At 72.4% G+C, this 18900-nt stretch carries 17 protein-coding genes; 14 read left to right on the top strand and 3 right to left on the bottom strand.

Annotated features, from left to right (window positions below; translation table 11 throughout):
- Positions 1-9: 9 nt before the first annotated feature.
- Together BXA10_RS21560 and BXA10_RS21555 are read right to left on the bottom strand one after the other, a co-directional pair.
- Entirely contained in the window at positions 10-1272 is a 1263-nt protein-coding gene (locus tag BXA10_RS21560) for a nucleotide sugar dehydrogenase (RefSeq protein WP_076472627.1), read from the bottom strand.
- A gap of 153 nt (positions 1273-1425) precedes the next feature.
- Entirely contained in the window at positions 1426-2790 is a 1365-nt protein-coding gene (locus tag BXA10_RS21555) for a serine/threonine-protein kinase (RefSeq protein WP_076472626.1), read from the bottom strand.
- A 515-nt stretch (positions 2791-3305) separates the two neighbouring features.
- On the opposite strand from BXA10_RS21555, the gene BXA10_RS21550 reads away from it, so the two are divergent.
- From BXA10_RS21550 to BXA10_RS21500, 11 genes are all read left to right on the top strand, one after another.
- Positions 3306-3944, top strand: coding sequence for an RNA polymerase sigma factor (locus tag BXA10_RS21550; protein ID WP_076472625.1), 639 nt, complete (start codon positions 3306-3308; stop codon positions 3942-3944).
- A gap of 16 nt (positions 3945-3960) precedes the next feature.
- Positions 3961-4914 carry a hypothetical protein gene (locus tag BXA10_RS21545; RefSeq protein WP_139338076.1) on the top strand — a complete coding sequence of 318 codons (954 nt, stop codon included), beginning with the start codon at positions 3961-3963 and terminating at the stop codon, positions 4912-4914.
- A 266-nt stretch (positions 4915-5180) separates the two neighbouring features.
- Complete coding sequence (gene egtA / locus BXA10_RS21540) at positions 5181-6416, top strand: ergothioneine biosynthesis glutamate--cysteine ligase EgtA (RefSeq protein WP_076472623.1); 1236 nt, start codon at positions 5181-5183, stop codon at positions 6414-6416.
- Positions 6413-7750 carry an ergothioneine biosynthesis protein EgtB gene (egtB, locus tag BXA10_RS21535; protein WP_076472622.1) on the top strand — a complete coding sequence of 446 codons (1338 nt, stop codon included), beginning with the start codon at positions 6413-6415 and terminating at the stop codon, positions 7748-7750. The genes egtA and egtB overlap by 4 nt, the downstream gene beginning before the upstream one ends.
- 13 nt (positions 7751-7763) lie before the next feature.
- Positions 7764-8504 carry an ergothioneine biosynthesis protein EgtC gene (gene egtC / locus BXA10_RS21530; protein ID WP_076472621.1) on the top strand — a complete coding sequence of 247 codons (741 nt, stop codon included), beginning with the start codon at positions 7764-7766 and terminating at the stop codon, positions 8502-8504.
- 58 nt (positions 8505-8562) lie between these two features.
- On the top strand, positions 8563-9534 hold the full coding sequence (gene egtD, locus BXA10_RS21525; protein WP_076472620.1) for an L-histidine N(alpha)-methyltransferase: 972 nt from the start codon (positions 8563-8565) through the stop codon (positions 9532-9534).
- Between the two features lie 361 nt (positions 9535-9895).
- Positions 9896-10483: a TMEM165/GDT1 family protein gene (locus tag BXA10_RS21520; RefSeq protein WP_076472715.1), complete on the top strand. Its 588-nt coding sequence runs from the start codon at positions 9896-9898 to the stop codon at positions 10481-10483.
- A 39-nt stretch (positions 10484-10522) separates the two neighbouring features.
- Complete coding sequence (locus BXA10_RS21515; RefSeq protein ID WP_076472619.1) at positions 10523-10885, top strand: DUF1622 domain-containing protein; 363 nt, start codon at positions 10523-10525, stop codon at positions 10883-10885.
- Positions 10882-11214 (top strand): hypothetical protein, encoded by a 333-nt coding sequence (locus tag BXA10_RS31600; protein WP_076472618.1) that lies wholly within the window; start codon positions 10882-10884, stop codon positions 11212-11214. The genes BXA10_RS21515 and BXA10_RS31600 overlap by 4 nt, the downstream gene beginning before the upstream one ends.
- Positions 11211-11408, top strand: coding sequence for a hypothetical protein (locus BXA10_RS21505; RefSeq protein ID WP_076472617.1), 198 nt, complete (start codon positions 11211-11213; stop codon positions 11406-11408). Before BXA10_RS31600 ends, BXA10_RS21505 begins: the two co-directional genes overlap by 4 nt.
- A 616-nt stretch (positions 11409-12024) precedes the next feature.
- Complete coding sequence (locus BXA10_RS21500) at positions 12025-13485, top strand: tyrosine-protein kinase domain-containing protein (protein ID WP_076472616.1); 1461 nt, start codon at positions 12025-12027, stop codon at positions 13483-13485.
- Here BXA10_RS21500 and BXA10_RS21495 read toward each other — a convergent pair.
- On the bottom strand, positions 13466-14020 hold the full coding sequence (locus BXA10_RS21495; RefSeq protein ID WP_076472615.1) for an arsenate reductase/protein-tyrosine-phosphatase family protein: 555 nt from the start codon (positions 14018-14020) through the stop codon (positions 13466-13468). The genes BXA10_RS21500 and BXA10_RS21495 overlap by 20 nt on opposite strands.
- A 165-nt stretch (positions 14021-14185) precedes the next feature.
- Between BXA10_RS21495 and BXA10_RS21490 the strand changes: the two genes are divergently transcribed.
- The 3 genes from BXA10_RS21490 to BXA10_RS21480 all read left to right on the top strand — a co-directional run bounded on the left by BXA10_RS21490 (position 14186) and on the right by BXA10_RS21480 (position 17973).
- Entirely contained in the window at positions 14186-15403 is a 1218-nt protein-coding gene (locus tag BXA10_RS21490; RefSeq protein ID WP_076472614.1) for a glycosyltransferase family 4 protein, read from the top strand.
- A 121-nt stretch (positions 15404-15524) separates the two neighbouring features.
- Complete coding sequence (locus tag BXA10_RS21485; protein ID WP_076472613.1) at positions 15525-17312, top strand: DUF4012 domain-containing protein; 1788 nt, start codon at positions 15525-15527, stop codon at positions 17310-17312.
- Between the two features lie 13 nt (positions 17313-17325).
- A complete protein-coding gene (locus BXA10_RS21480) occupies positions 17326-17973 on the top strand; it encodes a hypothetical protein (protein ID WP_076472612.1) in 648 nt (215 codons plus the stop codon).
- Positions 17974-18900 lie beyond the last annotated feature (927 nt).

Raw genomic sequence — 18900 nt, 5'->3', positions numbered from 1 at the left:
GGTGCCGGTCTAGAGGCGCTCGACCACGTCGCCGGAGCAGCGGTTGCGGGTGTCGAAGACGTAACCGGCGTGCCGGGTCACCAGGTCGTAGTCGAACACGTCGTGGTCGGTCACCACGACCACCGCGTCCGCCTCCCGGACCTCCCGTTCGGTGAGGTTCACCACGACCACCCCGCCGGGGATGTGGTGCGGTTCGGCGTACGGCTCGACGGCGCGTACGTCCGCGCCCAGCGCCTGCAACCGCTGGGCCACGTCGACCGCGGGGGAGTCGCGCATGTCGCCGGTGTTCCGCTTGTACGCGAGCCCCAACAGCAGCAGCCGGGAACCGCTGATCGCGCGGCCCCGCCGGTTCAATCCGGCCATCACCCGCTGCGTCACGTGCTCGGGCATCTCGTGGTTGACGTCGTTGGCCAGCTCGATGAAGCGGAACTGCCGGCCCAACCGCCTCTTGACCTGCCAGGACAGGTAACACGGGTCGATCGGGAGGCAGTGCCCGCCCACGCCGGGACCGGGCCGGAACGGCATGAAACCGAAGGGCTTGGTCTCCGCCGCCTCGATCGCCTGCCAGACGTCGATGTCCAGATGGTGCGAGAGCATGGTCAGCTCGTTGATCAGAGCGATGTTGACCTGGCGGAAGGTGTTCTCTATCAGCTTGGTCAGCTCCGCCACACGGGTCGAGTCGACGGGCACCGTGCGCTCGACGATCCGCTGATAGAAGCCGTCGACCCGGGCGAGCGACTCGGCGTCCACACCGGAGACCACCTTCGCGGTGTTCTCCAGCCGCCAGGTGGGGTTGCCGGGGTCGATCCGCTCCGGGCTGTAGCCCAGGTGGAAGTCGCCGGGGCTGCTCAGCCCGCTCGCCGACTCGAGCAGCGGCCGCAGCAGCTCCTCAGTGGTGCCGGGGTAGGTGGTGGACTCCAGCACGACAGTGCAGCCCGGCCGGACGTACGGGCCGATGCCGATCCCGGCCTGCTCGACGAAGCTCAGGTCCGGCGTGCCGTCGCGCAGCGGGGTGGGCACGGTGATCACGCAGATGTCGAAGCCTTCGGCATCGGTGTACTCGGTGCTCGGCAGGTACCGGCCGGTGCTCAACGCCCGCCCGAGCCGGTCGGTGGTGATGTCCTCCACGAACGACTCTCCCGAGGCGAGCCGCTTGATCCGGTCGCCGTCGACGTCGAGCCCGACCACGTGCAGGCCGGCCTCGACAGCCCGCATGGCAAGTGGCAGTCCGACGTAACCCTGGCCGATCACTACCAACTTCTCAGCGCTCACCCAAGCTCCTGGGGCAGACGGGAAAAGACCTGCTTGGAGCGTAGAGCGCTGTCTGCTGTCGTACGTCCGGTTTGGGAATATCGGGGCGGGTGAGGCCTGTCGGGCATCCGGCTGCCCGCCGCCGTCACCCGCGCGCCGGTTTCCTTCGGCCGGTCAGTCGTTCCCGCCCTGACCGCCGTCCCCGCCGATCGGAGTGCTCGGCGTGGTGCTCGGTTCGGTTGTCGACGGCGACTGCGAGGGGCTGCTCGAGGGCGAATCGGTCGGCGTCGGGTCGCTGGCGGTCGGGGTCGGCGACTCCGGGCTGGCGGACTGGCTCGGCTGCACGCTCGGACTCGGGCTGCTCGACGCCGGCGCGCTCGTGCGGGGAGTCGCGGGCCGGTTCGGCCGCTCCGAGTCGCTGGGCGTCACCTCGTTACCGACCGGAAGTTCGACGTCCGCACTGGCCGTGACCGGCGGCGTGGTCGGGGTGAGCTCGACCGCCGGGGCGTCCCCGGCGTACTTGGCCGCGCCGAGCGCCGCGGCCAGTCCGACCACCGCGACCAGCACGGCTGCTCCAGCACCCAAGAGGGCTGGCCGCCCGCGCCGGCCACGTCCGGCGGCGGCGACCACGGCCGGGTCGAGCTCGGCCTGCGTGTCCGGACCGGCGCCGCGCAGCGGAGCCACCGTGACCAGGGCGGTCGGTCCGGCGTCGCCGGTCACCGCGGTACGCGCCGCCTCGGCCATCGCCGCGCCGCTGCTGAACCGGTCGGCCGGGTCCTTGGCCAGGGCGCGTGAGACGAGGGCCCGGACTGCCTCGGGGATGTCGTGCGGCAGTTCGGGAGGCTCGTCGTCCAGGTGCCGTACGGCCACCTGAAGCGGGTTGTCCCCGGTGAACGGCGGCGTGCCGGTGAGGCAGCAGTAGGTGACGGCACCGAGCGCGTAGATGTCGGTGGCACCGCTGACCGGTCGCCCGGCGGCCTGCTCGGGTGCCATGTAGAGCGCCGTGCCGGGCACCGCGTTCGTGCTCGTGATGCTCGTGACATTCGTCGACCGGGCCACCCCGAAGTCGACTAGGACGACGGATCCGTCCTCCTGCACGAGCAGGTTGCTCGGCTTGACGTCGCGGTGCACGATGCCGCCGCGGTGCGCGGCGTTCAGCGCCTGCGCCGCCTGCGCGACGATCGACATCGTCTCGGCGACGCCGAGTTTCCCGGCGGCCTCGATCCGCTTGGACAGCGGCTCGCCGTCGACGAACTCCATGACCAGGTAGTCGGCCCGGCCGCCGTCGGGCAGGTCGTCCTCGCCGCAGTCGAAGACCTGCACGATGCCCGGATGCCGCAGGGCGGCCATGATGCGCGCCTCGGCCCGGAACCGGGCGATGAAGTCGGGGTCGGACACCAGCGCCGGCAGCAGCACCTTGACCGCGACCTGCCGGCCGAGGACCTGGTCCGTGCCCCGCCAGACGTCGCCCATGCCGCCGGTGGCGACGCGTTCGTCCAGGCGGTACCGACCGCTGAGTACGACCTCCGATGACAGCACGGGGTTACCGTACCCAGACCCGTTGATGGGCACGCACGGCGCAGTCCCGCGCTCGGCGCTGGTTCCGCGGCGCCGAACCCGCCCTTCACCGCCGCTTCGTGACGCATAGACGATGATCCGATTACGCTGCGCGCGCATCCCGCCCCGGGTCCTCCTGCCGGCGGCGACCGTGCCGGCCCGGCGTACGAGGGCCGGAAATTGTTACGTCGACACGCGGGAGAAGGCGGTTGATAATTGTCACTCTTCTGTGACGTGCCCGCTGCTTGTGGGTGCGGGGGTCCGATCCTAACGTTGGCCCGAACTCGGGCCGTTTGGTGACGCCGTTGTGACGTTGCGTCGACGTCCCTCGTCGTGGTGCCCGGGCATACCGACCGGGCAGCCGCGGCCGCGGGCATGAAGGGTCAGCGGAGGGCTGGGAGAAGTGCGGGAACAGGCCCGGTCCGCGAACCGGAGAGTGCGGGAGTCCGCTCGTTCCGGAGGCCGATGCCGTCCGGCGACGTCCGGTCGGCGACGGCATGACCGCTGAACTGAGCGACGCGGTCGCGAAGGCGCGCTCCGGCGACGAGGACGCCTTCCGCTTCCTCTACCGCAGCCTCCAGCCGGGACTGTTGCGATACCTGACCGCGCTGGTCGGTGCCGACGCCGAGGACGTCGCGTCGGAGACCTGGTTGCAGATCTCCCGGGATCTGCCCAGCTTCACCGGCGGCGAGTTCCGTGCCTGGGCAGTGACCATCGCCCGTAACCGGGCCATGGACCACCTGCGCCGGCAACGTCGCCGCCCGTCCCTGCCGGTGCCCCTGCAGGCGCTCACCGACTTGGCCGGGGACGCCGACACCGCCGAGCGGGCCGGGGAGAGCATCGGCACCGAGGCCGCGCTCGCGCTGATCGCCACCCTGCCGCCCCGGGAGGCGGAGGCGGTCCTGCTGCGCGCGGTGATCGGCCTCGACGCGGAGACCGCCGGTCGGGTGCTCGGTCGTCGGGCCGGCGCGGTGCGTACCGCCGCCCACCGTGGGCTGCGGAGACTCGCCGAGCTGCTGGAGCAACGACGTCGCGAAGCAGGCCAGATCCCGGCCGTGTCGGACGGTGCGCTGCCGCCCCGTCCGCGCGGCGAGTTGCGCCGGCGTAAGCCGCGTGCCGAACCGGCGGATGGTTGACGTGGGAGAGTTCAGGATGAGTGACGGTCGCCGGCCGGATCGGCTCGCCGACGGCGCCGAGGCCGACCGGCTCCTCGACGCGGCCGGAGCGGGCACGCCGACGGAGGCGGGCGGGCCGCCGGATCCGCTCGTGGATCTGCTCGCCGCCGCGGCGGCTCCGGCACGTCCGCACGAACTGGCGGGGGAGCAGGCCGCGATGGCGGCCTTCCGGGCGGCCCGCGCGGCACCGGCGTCGCCTGCCCGCCGGCGGCCCGGATTCACGGCCGGCGCACTGGCCTGGGGCGCCGGCGTGCTCGTCACCGCGACGGCGGGGGTGGCCTTCGCGGCGGTCACCCTGGAGAAGCCGCCCGCACCGCCCCCACCGCCCACCTCGGTCAACCCAGCGCCCGACAGCGCGGATCCCGGCGAGAGCGCGTCCGCCGGCGGTACGTCCCCGGACGGGCCCACGACCGCCGAGCCGAGCACGAGCCCCAGCCGTCCGGCCGGTGCCACCGAACAGCGCAGCGAACTGGTCGGGTTGTGCCGGGTATACCTGGCGAAGAACCCGGCCGAGCGGGAGAAGACGCTCACCGCCGCCGGGTTCCCGCCGCTGGTCCAGGCGGCCGGCGGGGCAGGCCAGGTCGAGGCGTACTGCCGGGGCGTGGTGCCGGACCCGTCGGCCGACGCCACCAGGACCGGGAACGACAACGGCCAGGGCGACGGGCACGGCAAGGGCGACGGGAACGGGAAGGCCGACGGCCAGGGCGACGGGCACCGGGAGGCCGACGGCCAGAGCGACGGGAACGGGAAGGCCGACGGCCAGGGCGACGGGAACGGGAAGGCCGACGGCCAGGGCGACGGGGACGGGAAGGCTGACGGCCAGGGCGACGCGAGCGGTCAGGGCCCGGCCGGCAGTCGGGAGACCGGCGACGGCGAGGAGAACGGCAACGGCAAGGGGCGGCACAGCCCGCCGGCCGAACGGGTCGGTTAGATCCGGCCGACGCGCGGCGCACACCCCGCCCGCAGCTGACATGCCCGAGTCGGCCGACGCCGCCCGCGGTCATCTCCCGCAGGAACCGGCCATCGACTCCCGTGCCGGCGGTGGCCCCGCCGCACTGCCCGCGCGGCTGTTTGCGCCGGCCGCCAGCCAGCGGTCTGCTAGACAAAGGTGAACGGGCCCGCACGTCGGCCCGCAGTGTCGCAGGGTGCCGTTACGGTGACACCCGGTCCGGATGCCGGTGCGGGAGGGGGCCGCAGATGGTGACGTCACCCGAGCTCGATCGTGGTGTGATCCTGCACGAGTACGAGGCTGCGGCCCGCCACCTCGCGCGCATCTGCTTCAAGACCGGTCCGCCGACACGCACCGGCGTGGAACTGGAATGGACCGTGCACGACGCCGCCGACCCCGCCCGCCGGGTGGACCGGGCGCGGCTGCGGGCGGCGCTGGGGCGACACAGCCCCCTACTCCTCGACCAGGCGAGCCCGGCGCATCCGCTGAGAGAGGGCAGCGTGGTGAGCCTCGAACCGGGCGGCCAACTGGAACTATCCACCCCGCCGCACACCTCGATCGGCGCGCTCGTCCGCGCCACCGAGACCGACATCGCCCAGGTGAGCGGCCTGCTACGACGCGCCGGGCTGACCCTCGGCGGCAGCGGCATCGATCCGTATCGGAAGCCGCACCCCCTGCTCGAGACTCCCCGCTACCGGGCCATGCGCCGTGCCTTCGACCGACGCGGCCGAGCCGGCCGCACGATGATGTACTGCACCGCCGGCTTGCAGATCTGCCTGGACGCCGGTGAGTCCGAGCAGGTGCCGCTGCGCTGGGCCGTGGCGCACGCCGTCGGGCCGCCACTGCTCGCGCTGTTCGCCACGGCCGACCGTCACGCCGGACGCCCCACCGGCTGGGCCTCGTCCCGCATGGGCGCCTGGCTGGCGATCGACCCGTCCCGCGCCGGCCCGGTCTGGTCGCCGGCACGACCGGACGACGACCCGGTGGCCGCCTGGACCCGCTACGTGCTCGCCGCGCCGTTGCTCTGCCTGCGCACCGCCGGGTCGGACTGGACGCCCCCGCGCGACGTCACCTTCGCCGACTGGCTCGCGGGGGCGCTCCCGCGACCGCCGACCACCGACGATCTCGACTACCACGTGAGCACGCTCTTCCCGCCCGTACGGCCGCGCGGCTACCTCGAGCTGCGTTACCTGGACGCTCAGCCGGGCCGGGACTGGGCGATCCCGCTGGTGGTGCTGGCCGCTCTCTTCGCCGATTCGGAGACGCTGCACGCCGCGCACCTGGTCAGCGTCCCCGTCGCGCAACGGTGGCAGGACGCGGCCCGCGCCGGGCTCGCCGACCGGGCGCTCGCCACCGTCGCGGCACGCCTGCTCGACCTGGCCCTGGCGGCGCTGCCCCGACTCGACCTGCCACCCGACCTGAACGAGGAGATCCACCGAGGCGTACGACGGCGACGGGCCGCCGCGGAGAGGGGAGACCGGTGACCGACACGAGCATCGACCGGCTCGGTACCGAGCAGCTGCGCGATCGGATCGCGGCCGAGCTGGAGCGCACGAGGGCGCGTACCGCGCTGCTGACCGACGTGGTCGACGACGCCGACCTGATGCGGCAGCACTCACCGCTGATGTCCCCGCTGGTCTGGGACCTCGCGCACGTAGGCAACCAGGAGGAACTCTGGCTCGTGCGCGACGTGGGTGGCCGTCCGCCGGTACGGCAGGACATCGACGATCTCTACGACGCGTTCAAGCAGCCGCGCAGGGACCGGCCGTCCCTGCCGTTGCTGCCCCCGGGTGAGGCCCGGGCCTACGTCACGACCGTCCGGGACAAGGTGTACGACCTGCTCGACCGGATCCGGTTCACGGACGACCGGCTGGTGGCTGACGGCTTCGCGTTCGGGATGATCGTGCAGCACGAGCAGCAGCACGACGAGACGATGCTCGCCACCCACCAGCTGCGCTCCGGGCCGGCAGTGCTGCACGCCCCGCCGCCGCCCGAGCCGCGGGCCCCGGTCGGCGGGGAGGTGCTGATCCCCGCTGGTGCGTTCACCATGGGTACCGACACGGACCCGTGGGCGCTGGACAACGAGCGCCCCGCACACCGCGTCGACCTGCCCGCGTACGCCATCGACGCGACCCCGGTGACGAATGGCCAGTACCGGCGGTTCATCGCCGACGGCGGCTATGACGACCCGCGCTGGTGGAGCGCTGCCGGCTGGGCGCACCGGGTGCAGGCCGACCTGTCCGCGCCGATGCACTGGCGCCGCGACGGCGACGGCTGGCTCTGCCAGCGGTTCGGCCGGTGGGCGCCGGTTCGCGACGACGAGCCGGTGGTGCACGTCTGCTGGTACGAGGCGCAGGCGTACGCGTCCTGGGCCGGCCGGCGCCTGCCCACCGAGGCGGAGTGGGAGAAGGCCGCCCGCTGGGATCCGGTCACCGGTCGCTCCCGCCGATATCCGTGGGGCGACGACGATCCCACCGCCGTGCACGCCAACCTCGGCCAGCGCCACCTGTCGCCGGCTCCGGTGGGCGCGTACCCGGACGGGGCGTCACCGCTCGGCGTGCACCAGCTGATCGGGGATGTCTGGGAGTGGACCTCCAGCGCCTTCCGAGGGCACCCGGGGTTCACCGCGTTTCCCTACCGGGAGTACTCGGAGGTGTTCTTCGGCGACGACTACCGGGTGCTGCGGGGCGGGTCGTTCGGCACCGACCGGGCCGCGTGCCGGGGCACGTTCCGCAACTGGGACTTCCCGATCCGCCGGCAGATCTTCAGCGGGTTCCGCTGCGCCCGGGATGCCCGGCCGGAGGAGTCGCGGCCGTGACGGTGGCCGCCTGATGTGTCGACACCTCGTCTATCTGGGGCCGCCGGTCACCCTCGCGCGGTTGCTGTTCGACCCGCCCTTCTCCCTGGTACGGCAGTCGTGGGCACCGCGCGACATGCGCGGCGGGGGCACCATCAACGCCGACGGTTTCGGGATCGGCTGGTACCCGGGCGACGGCGAACCGGTGCGGTACCGGCGTGCCCAGCCGATCTGGAGCGACCCGACGATCGCCCAGCTGGCCGAGGTGACCACGGCGGGCGCGGTGCTGGCCGCCGTCCGCTCCGCCACCGTGGGTATGGCGGTGCTCGACAACGCCGCCGCACCGTTCGCCGAGGGGCGCTGGTTGTTCAGCCACAACGGTGTGATCCGGGGCTGGCCCGACACGGTGGTGCCGCTCGCCGCCGAGCTGCCCGTACGCGACCTGCTCACCCTGGACGCGAGCACCGACTCGGCGCTGCTCTGGGCGTTGGTGCGGCACCGGCTGCGAGCCGGCGCGGACGCGGCCGACGCCGTGGCCGCGACGGTCGGGGCGGTCGCCGAGGCGGCGCCCGGGTCCCGACTCAACGTGCTGCTCACCGACGGGCGCGTCGCGGTCGCCAGCGTGCTCGGGCACGCGCTGTCGGTGCGCGCGAGCCCGGAGGCGGTGCTGCTCGCCTCCGAGCCGCACGACGACGAGTCCGGCTGGCGCGAGGTGCCCGACGGCCGGCTGGTGACCGCCAGCGCCGGGCGGGTGCGGCTGCGCCCGCTCAGGTGAGCACGACCCCCGGTTCCGGTGCAAAGTCCATCGATCCATGTGAAGGGAGTGCCGTCAGATGAGCGCCGAACCACTGGAGATCCATCTCGAAGAGCAGGACCTGGCCCGGGGGCTGCGCGAGGATGTCCGCGTCGGGCTCACCGCGGAGCCGAAGTGGCTGCCGCCGAAGTGGTTCTACGACGCGCGGGGCAGTGAGCTCTTCGAGGAGATCACTCGGCTGCCGGAGTACTACCCGACCCGGGCCGAACGCGTGGTGCTGGCCGCACGGGCGCCGGCCATCGCGGAGCTGACCGCTGCGAAGACCCTCATCGAGCTGGGGTCCGGCTCGTCCGAGAAGACCCGCCTCCTGCTGGACGCCCTCACCGATCGGGGTGGGCTGGGCACCTTCGTCCCGCTGGACGTCTCGGCCAGCGCGCTGCGCGGCTCCACCGCGCGGATCGCCAGCGACTACCCCGGCCTGCGGGTACGCGGCATCGTCGGGGACTTCACCCGGCACCTGGACCGACTGCCGGCGGGCGGGCGGCGGCTGGTGCTGTTCCTGGGTGGCACGATCGGCAACCTGCTGCCCGCCGAGCGGGCGGCGTTCCTCGCCGGGATGCGGGCCGCCCTGGAGTCCGGCGACTGGCTCCTCATCGGCACCGACCTGGTCAAGGACCCGTCGATCATCGTTCCCGCGTACGACGACGCCGCCGGGGTGACCGCCGAGTTCAACCGCAACGTGCTGCGGGTGATCAACCGTGAGCTCGGGGCGGACTTCGACCCTTCGGCCTTCACCCACGTGGTGCGGTGGGACGCGACGCACGAGTGGATCGAGATGCGGTTGCGCGCGGACCGGCCGATGCGGGTTCGGATCCCCGACCTGGATCTCGAGGTGGCGTTCGCCGAGGGCGAGGAGCTGCGTACCGAGGTCTCGGCGAAGTTCCGCCGGGAGGGGCTCGCGGCGGAGCTCTCGGCCGCGGGATTCGCGGGCCGGACGTTCTGGACCGACCCGGACGAGCTCTTCGGCGTCACGCTGGCCCGGGCGGTCTGACCCGCGCTCGCGGGCCGGCTGACCCGGACGACCTCTTCGGTGTCACGCCGGCCCGGGCCGGCCGACCCGCCCGGCCGGTCGCCGGTCGGGCTGTCGGTTGACCCGGCTAGAGGTCGGGCGCCCTTCGCCGCGCGCCCGGGCAGGATCCGGTCACCCGTGCCGCAGGTCCGCCGGCCGATCGGTTAAGCTCGGTCCCGCGAAGGGGAGTAGCCCCCAATGTCGTGGTCGACATACTGGTGCGTCGCGCATCCGGCCACACGGCCCCGCTTCCGGCGGGGCGGGCGAGACCTTCGACTCAGGCTGTTGCAGCCGGGTCGAGGGCGCCCCTGTACCTCCTCCCGGCATGATCGGGAAGGGTGTCATGGAAGGATTCCTCGCCGCGCTGGTGCTCAGCTTCGGCGTCATCTTCGTGGCCGAGTTGGGCGACAAGAGCCAGCTGATGGCGCTGGCCTTCGCCACGCGGTTCAAACCGGTACCGGTGCTGATCGGCATCACGGTCGCCACCACGGTGGTGCACCTCGCGTCGGTGGCCATCGGCGCCGGCCTCGGCTCGGTGCTACCGACGGACTGGATCTCGCTGATCGCCGGCGTCGCGTTCCTCGGCTTCGCTGCCTGGACCCTGCGCGGGGACACCCTCACCGAAGCGGAGCGGCGCAAGGCGGAGAAGGCCACCAGGTCGGCGATCATCACGGTCGGAGTGGCGTTCTTCCTCGCCGAGCTGGGCGACAAGACGATGCTCGCCACCATCACCCTCGCGACCCAGCATGGTTGGGTCGGTACCTGGATCGGCTCGACGGTGGGCATGGTCGCCGCGGACGCGCTGGCGATCCTGGTCGGCCGGCTGCTCGGTCGGCGCCTGCCCGAGAAGGTCATCCAGTACGGCGCGGCCGCGCTCTTCGCGATCTCCGGCCTGTGGCTCATCCTCGAGGCCGTCGTCAAGCTGACCTGACCGTCGACTACCCCTGTCGCCGCCGGGTAACGGCCCGGGATGGAGGTGGAGGGGTTCCTGCGCCACGCAGACCAGGTGCTGGTCGCCGTGGTGGAGGTGGCCGGCGCTCTGGTCATTTTCGTCGGGGCAGTTCTCGCGGCGGTGCGGTTCGTGGTCGAGGGACTGCGGCACCGCACCGCCGCCGTGTTCACCCCGATCCGGCTCAGCCTCGGTCGTTTCCTCACGCTCGGGCTGGAGTTCCAGCTCGCGGCGGACATTCTGCGTACGGCGGTGTCGCCGACGTTCGACCAGATCGGGCAGTTGGCCGCGATCGCCACCATTCGTACCGCGCTCAACTACTTCCTCGGCCGGGAGATCCGCACCGAGCAGCGGCAGGTGGGCGACGAGGAGCGGAACCGATGACGTCGCTGCTGGTCGCCGTGGTCACCGGGCTCGCGCTGCTCTCCGGGGCCGCCGTGCTGGTCGGTAGCGGCCGGCCGTTGCCGGCCGTGCGGGTGCTGCTCGACCTGCTGACCGCCGCCGGGGTGCTACGGCTCGCCAGCGGCCGCAGCTGGGACGCTCTGGCCGTCGCCGTCTTCATCATCCTGCTGCGCCAGCTGGTCTGGGCCTCACTGAGCAATGCCAGCCCGTGGCCACGTCGACAATCGTCAGCCCCGCTGCGGGACAGACGATCACCACCTACCGTTGGCGGTAGAGGCGAAGCGGGAGAATCCGGGAGGGTGACCAGATGAGCAGGCACGACGAGCCCAACGAGTACGGCTTCGCCGGCGACCCCACCGCCCCTGAGCCGCCGCCGCGCGGGCGGGCCGACGAGCAGGACCGCGTCGAGCAGGTGGCGGTGCCGGGCGACGACCTCACCGAGCCGGCCGCCGAGGCGCTCTACGAGGAGACCGACGACGAACACGGGGTCGAGGAGCGGCGCTGACCCGTACGACCCGGGCCGATCGGGACGCGCCGTCCTCGCCGGGCCCTGCTCCGGAGTTCAGCGAAGTCGGGGTGTCCGATCGCCTGAACGCCCCGACTCCGTGGAAGGCGAGTTGATCTCGACCGGTGGCCGGGCCGAGGGGCCGTTTCCACGGCCTCCCGCGATCGCCGTCGTCGCCGACCGCCGGCGGCCCGGTGACCCGGTCCGGGCGGCGGGAGAACGTCCCGCCTGAACACCGGTCGACCCGCGGTGAACCACAATTCTGACGACCCGTCGCCGCCGCGCCGAGATCCGGCGCCGTGAGGCCGTTCCGGCGTCTCGTCCTTTCCGCACCCGCTTCGCCGCCGACATGCTGCACGTGTCGGCGGCGTCGGCGTACGCAGGAGTTCCTCACCGGGTGAGCGCGTCGGGCGACTCGTCCACTTTTCCCACCGGCCCGCCCGATGCCGAACGGGTCTTTCCCGGGTTGGTAATTCGGGCACACGCGTTTGCCAAAAACCCGCAACTCCGGACATAAGCCGCATGGGCCGGTTTAATGGTTTCACGAGTTGAAGACGACCTTGGGGGTTTTCGTGAAGTTCTTTGGCGTTACCGGTCCGGTACGGAGGCGCACCTGATGGACCTGCTCCGCCAACTGCGCCACGTGCGTCGGCACTGGTGGGTCGCGCTGGTCACGGTGATGGTGGCCCTGGGCGTCAGTGCGTTCCTCACAGTCCGGGCCCAGCCCCGGTACGAAGCCTCGGTCACCTTCTTCGTCACCACCCCGAACCAGGGGGTCGCGGACGCCTACCAGGGTGGCCTCTTCCTTCAGCAGCGCGTCAAGTCGTACGCCGACCTGCTGACCAGCGACCGGCTCGCGCAGAGCGTGGTTGCCGAGAACCCCGTCGGCCTCACCGCCGAGGAGGTGCAGCGGCGGGTCACCACCTCCACCGAGGCGGGCACGGTCCTGCTGCGGGCGTCGGTGACGGACACCGACCAGACCCGCGCGCTGCGGGTGACCGAGACGCTCTCGGCGAAGTTCGTCGAACTCGTGCAGAAGGTCGAGACCCCGCCGGAGGGCAAGGCCCCCATCAAGATCGAGGTGGTGAGCGGTCCCCGGGTCAGCTCCAGCCCGGTGTCGCCCCAGCCGGTGCGCAACATGACGCTCGGCGGGATCATCGGCCTGGTGCTCGGCATCGGCCTGGCCATCCTGCGCGGCGTGGCGGACGTGCGACTGCGCGACGCGGCCGGCCTCCAGCGGGCGACCGGCAGCCCACTGCTCGGCGAGATCCCGTACGAGGGCGGCGCCAAGTCCGCGCCGCTGATCGTCGGCGAGGCGGCGAACTCGTCCCGCGCCGAGGCGATCCGCAAGCTGCGTACGAACCTGCGCTTCGTCGACGTGCACGAGCCGGCCCGGGTCATCGCGGTCACGAGCGCGTTGCAGGGGGAGGGGAAGACCACCCTTTCCTGCAACCTGGCCATCGCGCTGGCCGAGGCGGGCTGGCGTGTCCTGCTCGTCGACGCCGACCTGCGCCGGCCGAAGGTGGACGAGTACCTGGGCATCGACGCCGGCGTCGGGCTCACCGACGTGCTGGTCGGAGACGTCCAGGTCGGCGACGTGGTCCAGCGCTGGGGCGACAAGTCGCTGCTGGTGCTGCCCAGCGGCTCCGCGCCACCGAACCCGAGCGAACTGCTCGGCTCGAAGGCGATGGCGGACCTGCTGCTCGCCCTGCGGGAATCCGCGGACATCGTCATCATCGACACCGCGCCGCTGCTCGCCGTGACCGACGGCGTCGTGGTGGCGGTCCAGGCCGACGGTGCGCTGGTGGTCAGCCAGCAGGGCCGCACGTCGCGGACCCAGGTGGCCGCCGCGGCGCGGTCGCTGCACGCGGTCTCGGTGCGGTTGCTCGGTTGCGTACTCAACATGGCCAAGATGCCCAAGGCCGAGGCGTACCAGTACGAGGCCTACCGGGTGGTCGCCGCGACGGAGACTCCCGAGGTGCCCGCGGACCGGGTCGCCACCGCCCGGCACGGCGAGAGCGGCGCGGCGAACGGTGTCAGCGACCGCACACAGGAACTCACCCGGCTGCCACGATGAGCGCGGCGAGGGGACGTAGCGACCGTTCGATCTCCTCGGCGCAGCGGCGGAAGTCTGCGGCGGTGCCGCCGATCGGGTCCCGGAGGTCGTCGGTGCCGGGGGCGGCGGGTTGCAGCCGCCCCCGGGCCAGGGCGGCGGCCTCGACGGCGGCGCGCAGGGGGTCGCCGGCCTGGTCCTCGGGCGGCTCCGCTGCGGCGGCCAGCCGGCCGAACTGGCGCAGCGTGAACGTCCGGTGCAGCACCGATGGCGCCAGCGCCGTGCAGACTGAGCGCTGGCGCCGGGTAGCCGTGAGCACGAGCGTTGCGCCCGCCAGGTGCTCGGCACGGAGCCGATGGCTACGGAAGTCCGTCGGGTCGGCACCGGTCTCCGCAGCGATGTCCGCGGCGTACGGGTGCATCGGCAGGCCCTCCACCGCGTCGGTGCCGACGCTCTGCACCGTCACCGGCCGCCCGGCCAGCGCCTTGCGGGCCAGGTACTCGGCCATGGGAGACCGGCACAGGTTGGCGTGGCAGACGAACAGCACCCGGTCGGTCATCAGAACCCCTCTCGTCGGTACCGTCGCGGGCGGCACCGCCACGACGGGGGCGCGCCGGCGGTCGCGGCCGGACGCTGAGGGGTTGCCCGAATCGTACGCGCGTCCCTCGGCCACCGGCCGTGCTGCCGCGCCGACGGCGGCGAACCGGACGGCGGTGACGATGCGATGAAGGTCGGGATCCTGTCGTACCACTTTCCGCCGGAGCCGGCCTTCATCCCCGGCAGCCTGGCGGAGGAGTTGGCGGCGCGGGGGCACGAGGTTCGCGTCCTGACCGGCTTCCCCGACTATCCGGGTGGGCAGGCGTACCCGGGCTGGCGGCAGCGGTGGCGGCACGAGACCCACAACGACCGGCTGTCGGTACGCCGCGTCCCTCGATACGTCGCCGACGGCGAGGCCTCCACCCGCGCCCGGCTGGCGAGCTATCTCTCCTTCGCCGGCAGCGCCGCGCTGGTGGCCCGACGTTTCCTCGCCGGCATCGACGTGCTCTACGTGTTCCAACTCCCCGCCACCAGCTTCGCGGCCGCCAGCGTGCCCCGGCTGATCGGGCGGGTGCCCACCGTGCTGCACGTGCAGGACGTGCTGCCCGAGGACGCCCCGCCCGGCGACGGAAGGTGGACGGCCCGGGTCGTCTCGGCGATGACTCGGGCCTTCCGTGCCGCGGACCGGATCGCCGTGGCCGCGCCGTCGATGCGGGATCTCGTGATCGCGGCGGGCGCCGACCCGGAGCGGGTCTCGGTGCTGCTCAACTGGACCGACGAGCGGATCTTCCACCCGGCACAGCCGAGCGCGGAGGCCAGGCGACTGGTGCGCCGCGACGGGCGGTGCGTCGTGATGCACGCCGGGACCATCGGCGCCCGGCAGGGCCTGGAGACGGCGGTACGAGCGGCGGCGGCGCTGGACAGCACCACCGACCTGGTTCTGGTCGGCTCCGGCGCAGACGAGCGGCGGGTGCGGGGGCTCGCCGCCGAGCTGCGCGCCGAGAACGTCCGGTTCGTCGAGCGGCGTTCGCCGCTGGACATGTCGGATCTCTACGCCGCCGCGGACTACCAGCTGGTGATGCTGCGCGATCTGCCCGAGCTGCGGGGCAGCGTGCCCGGCAAGCTGCAGGCCGCGCTCTCCTGCGCCGCGCCCGTGCTCGTCTCCGCGGGTGGTGACACCGCGGACCTGGTGGAGCGGGCGCGAGCCGGGCTCTCCTGCCCGCCCGAGGACTGGGCCAGCCTCGCCGACCGCTTCTGGCTGGCCGCGACCATTCCGCCGGCCGCCCGCTCCGACATGGGCCGGCGGGGGCGAGAGGCGTACCTGCGAGAGATGTCGTTGCCGGCCGGCGTGGACCGGATGGAGGGGCTGCTGCGCGAGGTGGCCCGAACCCGCGTACCGGCCTGAATCACCCGAACGAACCTCGCATAGCGGCGAAGATCCCCAATAACGTCACGTTCCTCGCACGATAGCTGTTAAGAACAGCGAAGTATTGGACCTTCTGTCCGATTCCAGCGAGGAGTGTGGCGTGACGGAGAGCGAACGGCCGCGGCGACGGCGCAGCCGGTCCCGGCGGCGCAGGCGGGCTCGCCTGCGCCGGGCACTGCTCGCCGGGCTGGTCGTCGGCTCGCTGCTGCTGCTGACCGGCGGCTGGGTCGGCTTCCGAGGTTGGCAGGCGCGCGCCCACCTGCTCAACGCCGCCGGGCTGGCCCGGGAACTCAGCGCTCAGGTCGTGGCTGGTGACATCGACCGTGCCCGGCGCACGCTGGCCGCTCTCCAGGAGCAGTCCGGAGCCGCCCGGTCCGCCACCGACGATCCGGGATGGGCCCTCGGCCGGCATACGCCGCTCGCCGGGGACGACCTCGGGGCGGTCCGGCAGATCGCGGTGACCGTCGACGACCTGGCCCGGCGCGCCTTCCCGGCCCTGCTCCGCGTCGACCTCGCCAAGCTGGTGCCGGCTGAGGGGCGGCTCGACGTCGGTCAGCTGCGTACCGTCTCCGCCGGCCTCGCCGAGGTCAACCGGACCATCCAGCAGAACCGCCGGGAGCTGGCCGCAGTCTCGGATGACGGCCTGGTCAGTCAGGTCCGCCAGGCCCTCACCGACCTGCGCGGGGAGATCGATCGCCTGGCCGCGATGACCGCGGCGGCCGACCAGGGTTCTCGCCTGCTGCCTACGCTGCTCGGGGCCGACGGCCCGCGACGTTACCTGCTGGTGTCGCAGAACCTCGCCGAGTTGCGCGCCACCGGGGGGATGTTCGGCGCGTACGCCCTGATCGAGGCGAAGGACGGCCGGGTCCAGATGGGACGGCAGGGCAGCAGCGCGTCGCTGGGCTTGTTCAACCCGCCGCTGCGCGTGCCGAAGGAGGTCCGCGCGCTCTGGGCCGACCTGCCGGGCATGTATCCCGCCGACGTGAACCTCACGCCGCACTTCCCGACCGCCGCCGCGCTCTACGTCGACATGTTCCGCCGTAAAACCGACACGAAGGTCGACGGTGTGCTGGCCGTGGACCCGGTGGTGCTGTCGTACCTGCTGAAGGCGACCGGGCCGGTGATGGTGCCGGGTGGGGTGCCGCTGGCGTCCGACACGGTGGTGCGGACGCTGCTCAACGAGACGTACCAGCGCCTCGAACCCGAGAAGCAGGATTCCTTCTTCTCCGCTGCGGCGGCTGCGGTCTTTGACGCCTTCTTTACGAAGAATGTAGACCCGAGTGTGTTGTTGTCCGTATTCGACCGTGCTGTCACCGAACGCCGGATATTGTTCTGGAGTGCCCGACCGGAGGAGCAACGGCAGTTCGGCGACAGCCGGCTGGCCGGGGCCCTTCCGGAACAGGACACCGTGCCGACGGTCGGCGTGTTCCTCAACGACGGCAGCGGCGCGAAGCTCGGCTACTACCTGCGGCCGGCGGCAACCCTGACGGTCGGCGAATGCCGGCCCGACGGGCGCCGCGAGCTCCGGCTACGGGTGACGCTCCAGTCGACGGCACCGAAGACCGGTCTCAGCGAGTCGGTTCTCGGCCTCGGCATGGCGGGTGACCCGTACACCGTTCGCACGCTGGTCTCAGTTTTCACACCGACGGGTGGGGCGGTGCTCGACGCCCGGCTCGACGGAACCGAGACGCCGGTCGGCGTCGGCACCGAACGCCGCCGCCAGGTCGCGACGGCGAGCGTGGACGTCCGGCCCGGCGCCAGCCGGACCTTGGAGCTCACCGTCCTGACCGGGAAGAAGACCAGCAGCGGCGAGGCCGAGCTGTGGTTAACGCCCACGGCCACCCCATGGACCACCCAAGTAGATACCGCACCAAGCTGTGACCAGTAGGAGGGAACCAACCATGCGGCTATCCCGCATCATCATGGCGCTCACGGTCGGTCTGGCCGTGGTGGCCGTGCCGACGGCAGCGGGGGCGGCACAGCCGCAGCCGCCGGCGCCAGGCGTCACCACCGACCCACCGCAGCCACCACCTGCGTACACACCCCAGCCCGCGCTGACCGTCAACGATCCGGAGATCTTCCTCGGCCAGACGGTTGTGCTCACCGGCCGCGGTTTCAGCGGTGCCCGCCAGGGTGAATCGCGCGAGTGGGTGGACTTCACCGTCACCGTGACTCCGATCGCGGCACCCGCCGCGAACCAGGCACCGGCCCGACGCGGCGACGGCAGCACAGTCGCCATGGCGCCGGTGGCCTTCGCGCCGAACACCCCGGCTGACATCTTCGCGAACAGCAGGGGCGAGTTCACCCGGAAGTTCAAGCCGTCGGTGACGGGTCTGCTGACGATCACCGCCACCGGCCGTGTGACCGGCCGCAGCGCTACCACGGAGCTGCGGGTGCTGGACCAGCGCCAGCCGCCGCCGCTCCCCGTCACGGGCGACAGCCTGGGCACCCCGATGAAGGTCGGTGGTGGCCTGGTCGGTGCGGGTGCGGTGCTGCTGCTCCTGACCTTCGCGTGGCGCCGCCGTCAGCACTTCATGGGGTCGCACTGAGGAGTGACGGTCCGGGCAACGCCCGGACATGACTGAGGCTGGCGCCCGTCGGATTCCCTCCGGCGGGCGCCAGCGCCTGCATGGGGAACGGCGGTGGCCCCGGGCGGTTGATCGGACTCGGCTCAGGGCCGGGGCGGTGGTCCCTGGGGTGACTGATCGACTCGGGCCCGAGCCGTGTCGGTGGTCCGGGATGGTGGTCCGGGATGGTGGTCCGGGAGGATGGTGGTCCGGGACGGTTGATCGGCTCGGGGTCCGTGTATGTCGGGGTGTCCGGGTCGCGTGGATGCCGCGACTTCATGGATGTCGAGTTGACCGTGGGCCGGGTGTGGGGGTGGTGGCTGGGCGTGGTGTCCGGTTCGTAGGCGGCCACCGGGTGCGGGTGAGTGGTTGGCCGCTTGCTTCCTGGTCGGTCCGGTTTCGCTGCCGGCCTCTTTGCCTGGTTGATCGGCTCGGATGGTGCAGAGGGTGGTGTCGGGCGCGGAGGGCTGATCGACTCGGGGGCTGGGTCGGCCGCCTGGGTGGTTGATCGACTCGGGTTGGGGTCGGGTGGGTTGCCTGGGTGGTTCATCGAGCCGGGTTGAGGCCGCGTAAGTGGCCTCTGGTGGGTTGATCGCCCCGGGTTTGGGGCTTGGTGGTAGCCCCGATCGGCTTGATCGACTCGGGTTCCTTGATGTCGGGGTGTCCGGGTCGCGTGGATGCCCCGACTTCATGGAGGTCGAGTCGATCATCAGGCGCGCCTGGGGTGAATGGCGCGTGGTGTCCGGTTCGTGCCCGGGGCGGGATGGCCGGATTCGCCCCGTTGGGTGGCCTGGGCGGTTCTGGGGTGTGACCGGTGGCATCCTCGGGCCGGAATCGTGGCCGGGTCGCCGGCGTTGAACACCCCCTGACGGCCGAGGTAGCAGCCCGCCCGGTGGTGCATCCGCCGGG

The sequence above is a fragment of the Micromonospora avicenniae genome (assembly GCF_900156065.1).
GTDB lineage: Bacteria > Actinomycetota > Actinomycetes > Mycobacteriales > Micromonosporaceae > Micromonospora > Micromonospora avicenniae.
The sequence above is the reverse complement of the archived record's forward strand: the minus strand, read 5'-3'. Positions and strand labels throughout refer to the sequence as shown.

Bases quoted from the DNA above. Each gene is read 5' to 3' on its own strand.
- BXA10_RS21500 (WP_076472616.1), top strand. From the start codon at position 12,025: ATGGACCTGCTCCGCCAACTGCGCCACGTGCGTCGGCACTGGTGGGTC.
- BXA10_RS21480 (WP_076472612.1), top strand. From the start codon at position 17,326: ATGCGGCTATCCCGCATCATCATGGCGCTCACGGTCGGTCTGGCCGTG.
- BXA10_RS21495 (WP_076472615.1), bottom strand. From the start codon at position 14,020: ATGACCGACCGGGTGCTGTTCGTCTGCCACGCCAACCTGTGCCGGTCT.
- BXA10_RS21550 (WP_076472625.1), top strand. From the start codon at position 3,306: ATGACCGCTGAACTGAGCGACGCGGTCGCGAAGGCGCGCTCCGGCGAC.
- BXA10_RS21520 (WP_076472715.1), top strand. From the start codon at position 9,896: ATGGAAGGATTCCTCGCCGCGCTGGTGCTCAGCTTCGGCGTCATCTTC.
- BXA10_RS21505 (WP_076472617.1), top strand. From the start codon at position 11,211: ATGAGCAGGCACGACGAGCCCAACGAGTACGGCTTCGCCGGCGACCCC.
- BXA10_RS21515 (WP_076472619.1), top strand. From the start codon at position 10,523: ATGGAGGTGGAGGGGTTCCTGCGCCACGCAGACCAGGTGCTGGTCGCC.
- egtC (WP_076472621.1), top strand. From the start codon at position 7,764: ATGTGTCGACACCTCGTCTATCTGGGGCCGCCGGTCACCCTCGCGCGG.
- egtA (WP_076472623.1), top strand. From the start codon at position 5,181: ATGGTGACGTCACCCGAGCTCGATCGTGGTGTGATCCTGCACGAGTAC.
- BXA10_RS31600 (WP_076472618.1), top strand. From the start codon at position 10,882: ATGACGTCGCTGCTGGTCGCCGTGGTCACCGGGCTCGCGCTGCTCTCC.
- egtD (WP_076472620.1), top strand. From the start codon at position 8,563: ATGAGCGCCGAACCACTGGAGATCCATCTCGAAGAGCAGGACCTGGCC.
- BXA10_RS21545 (WP_139338076.1), top strand. From the start codon at position 3,961: ATGAGTGACGGTCGCCGGCCGGATCGGCTCGCCGACGGCGCCGAGGCC.
- BXA10_RS21490 (WP_076472614.1), top strand. From the start codon at position 14,186: ATGAAGGTCGGGATCCTGTCGTACCACTTTCCGCCGGAGCCGGCCTTC.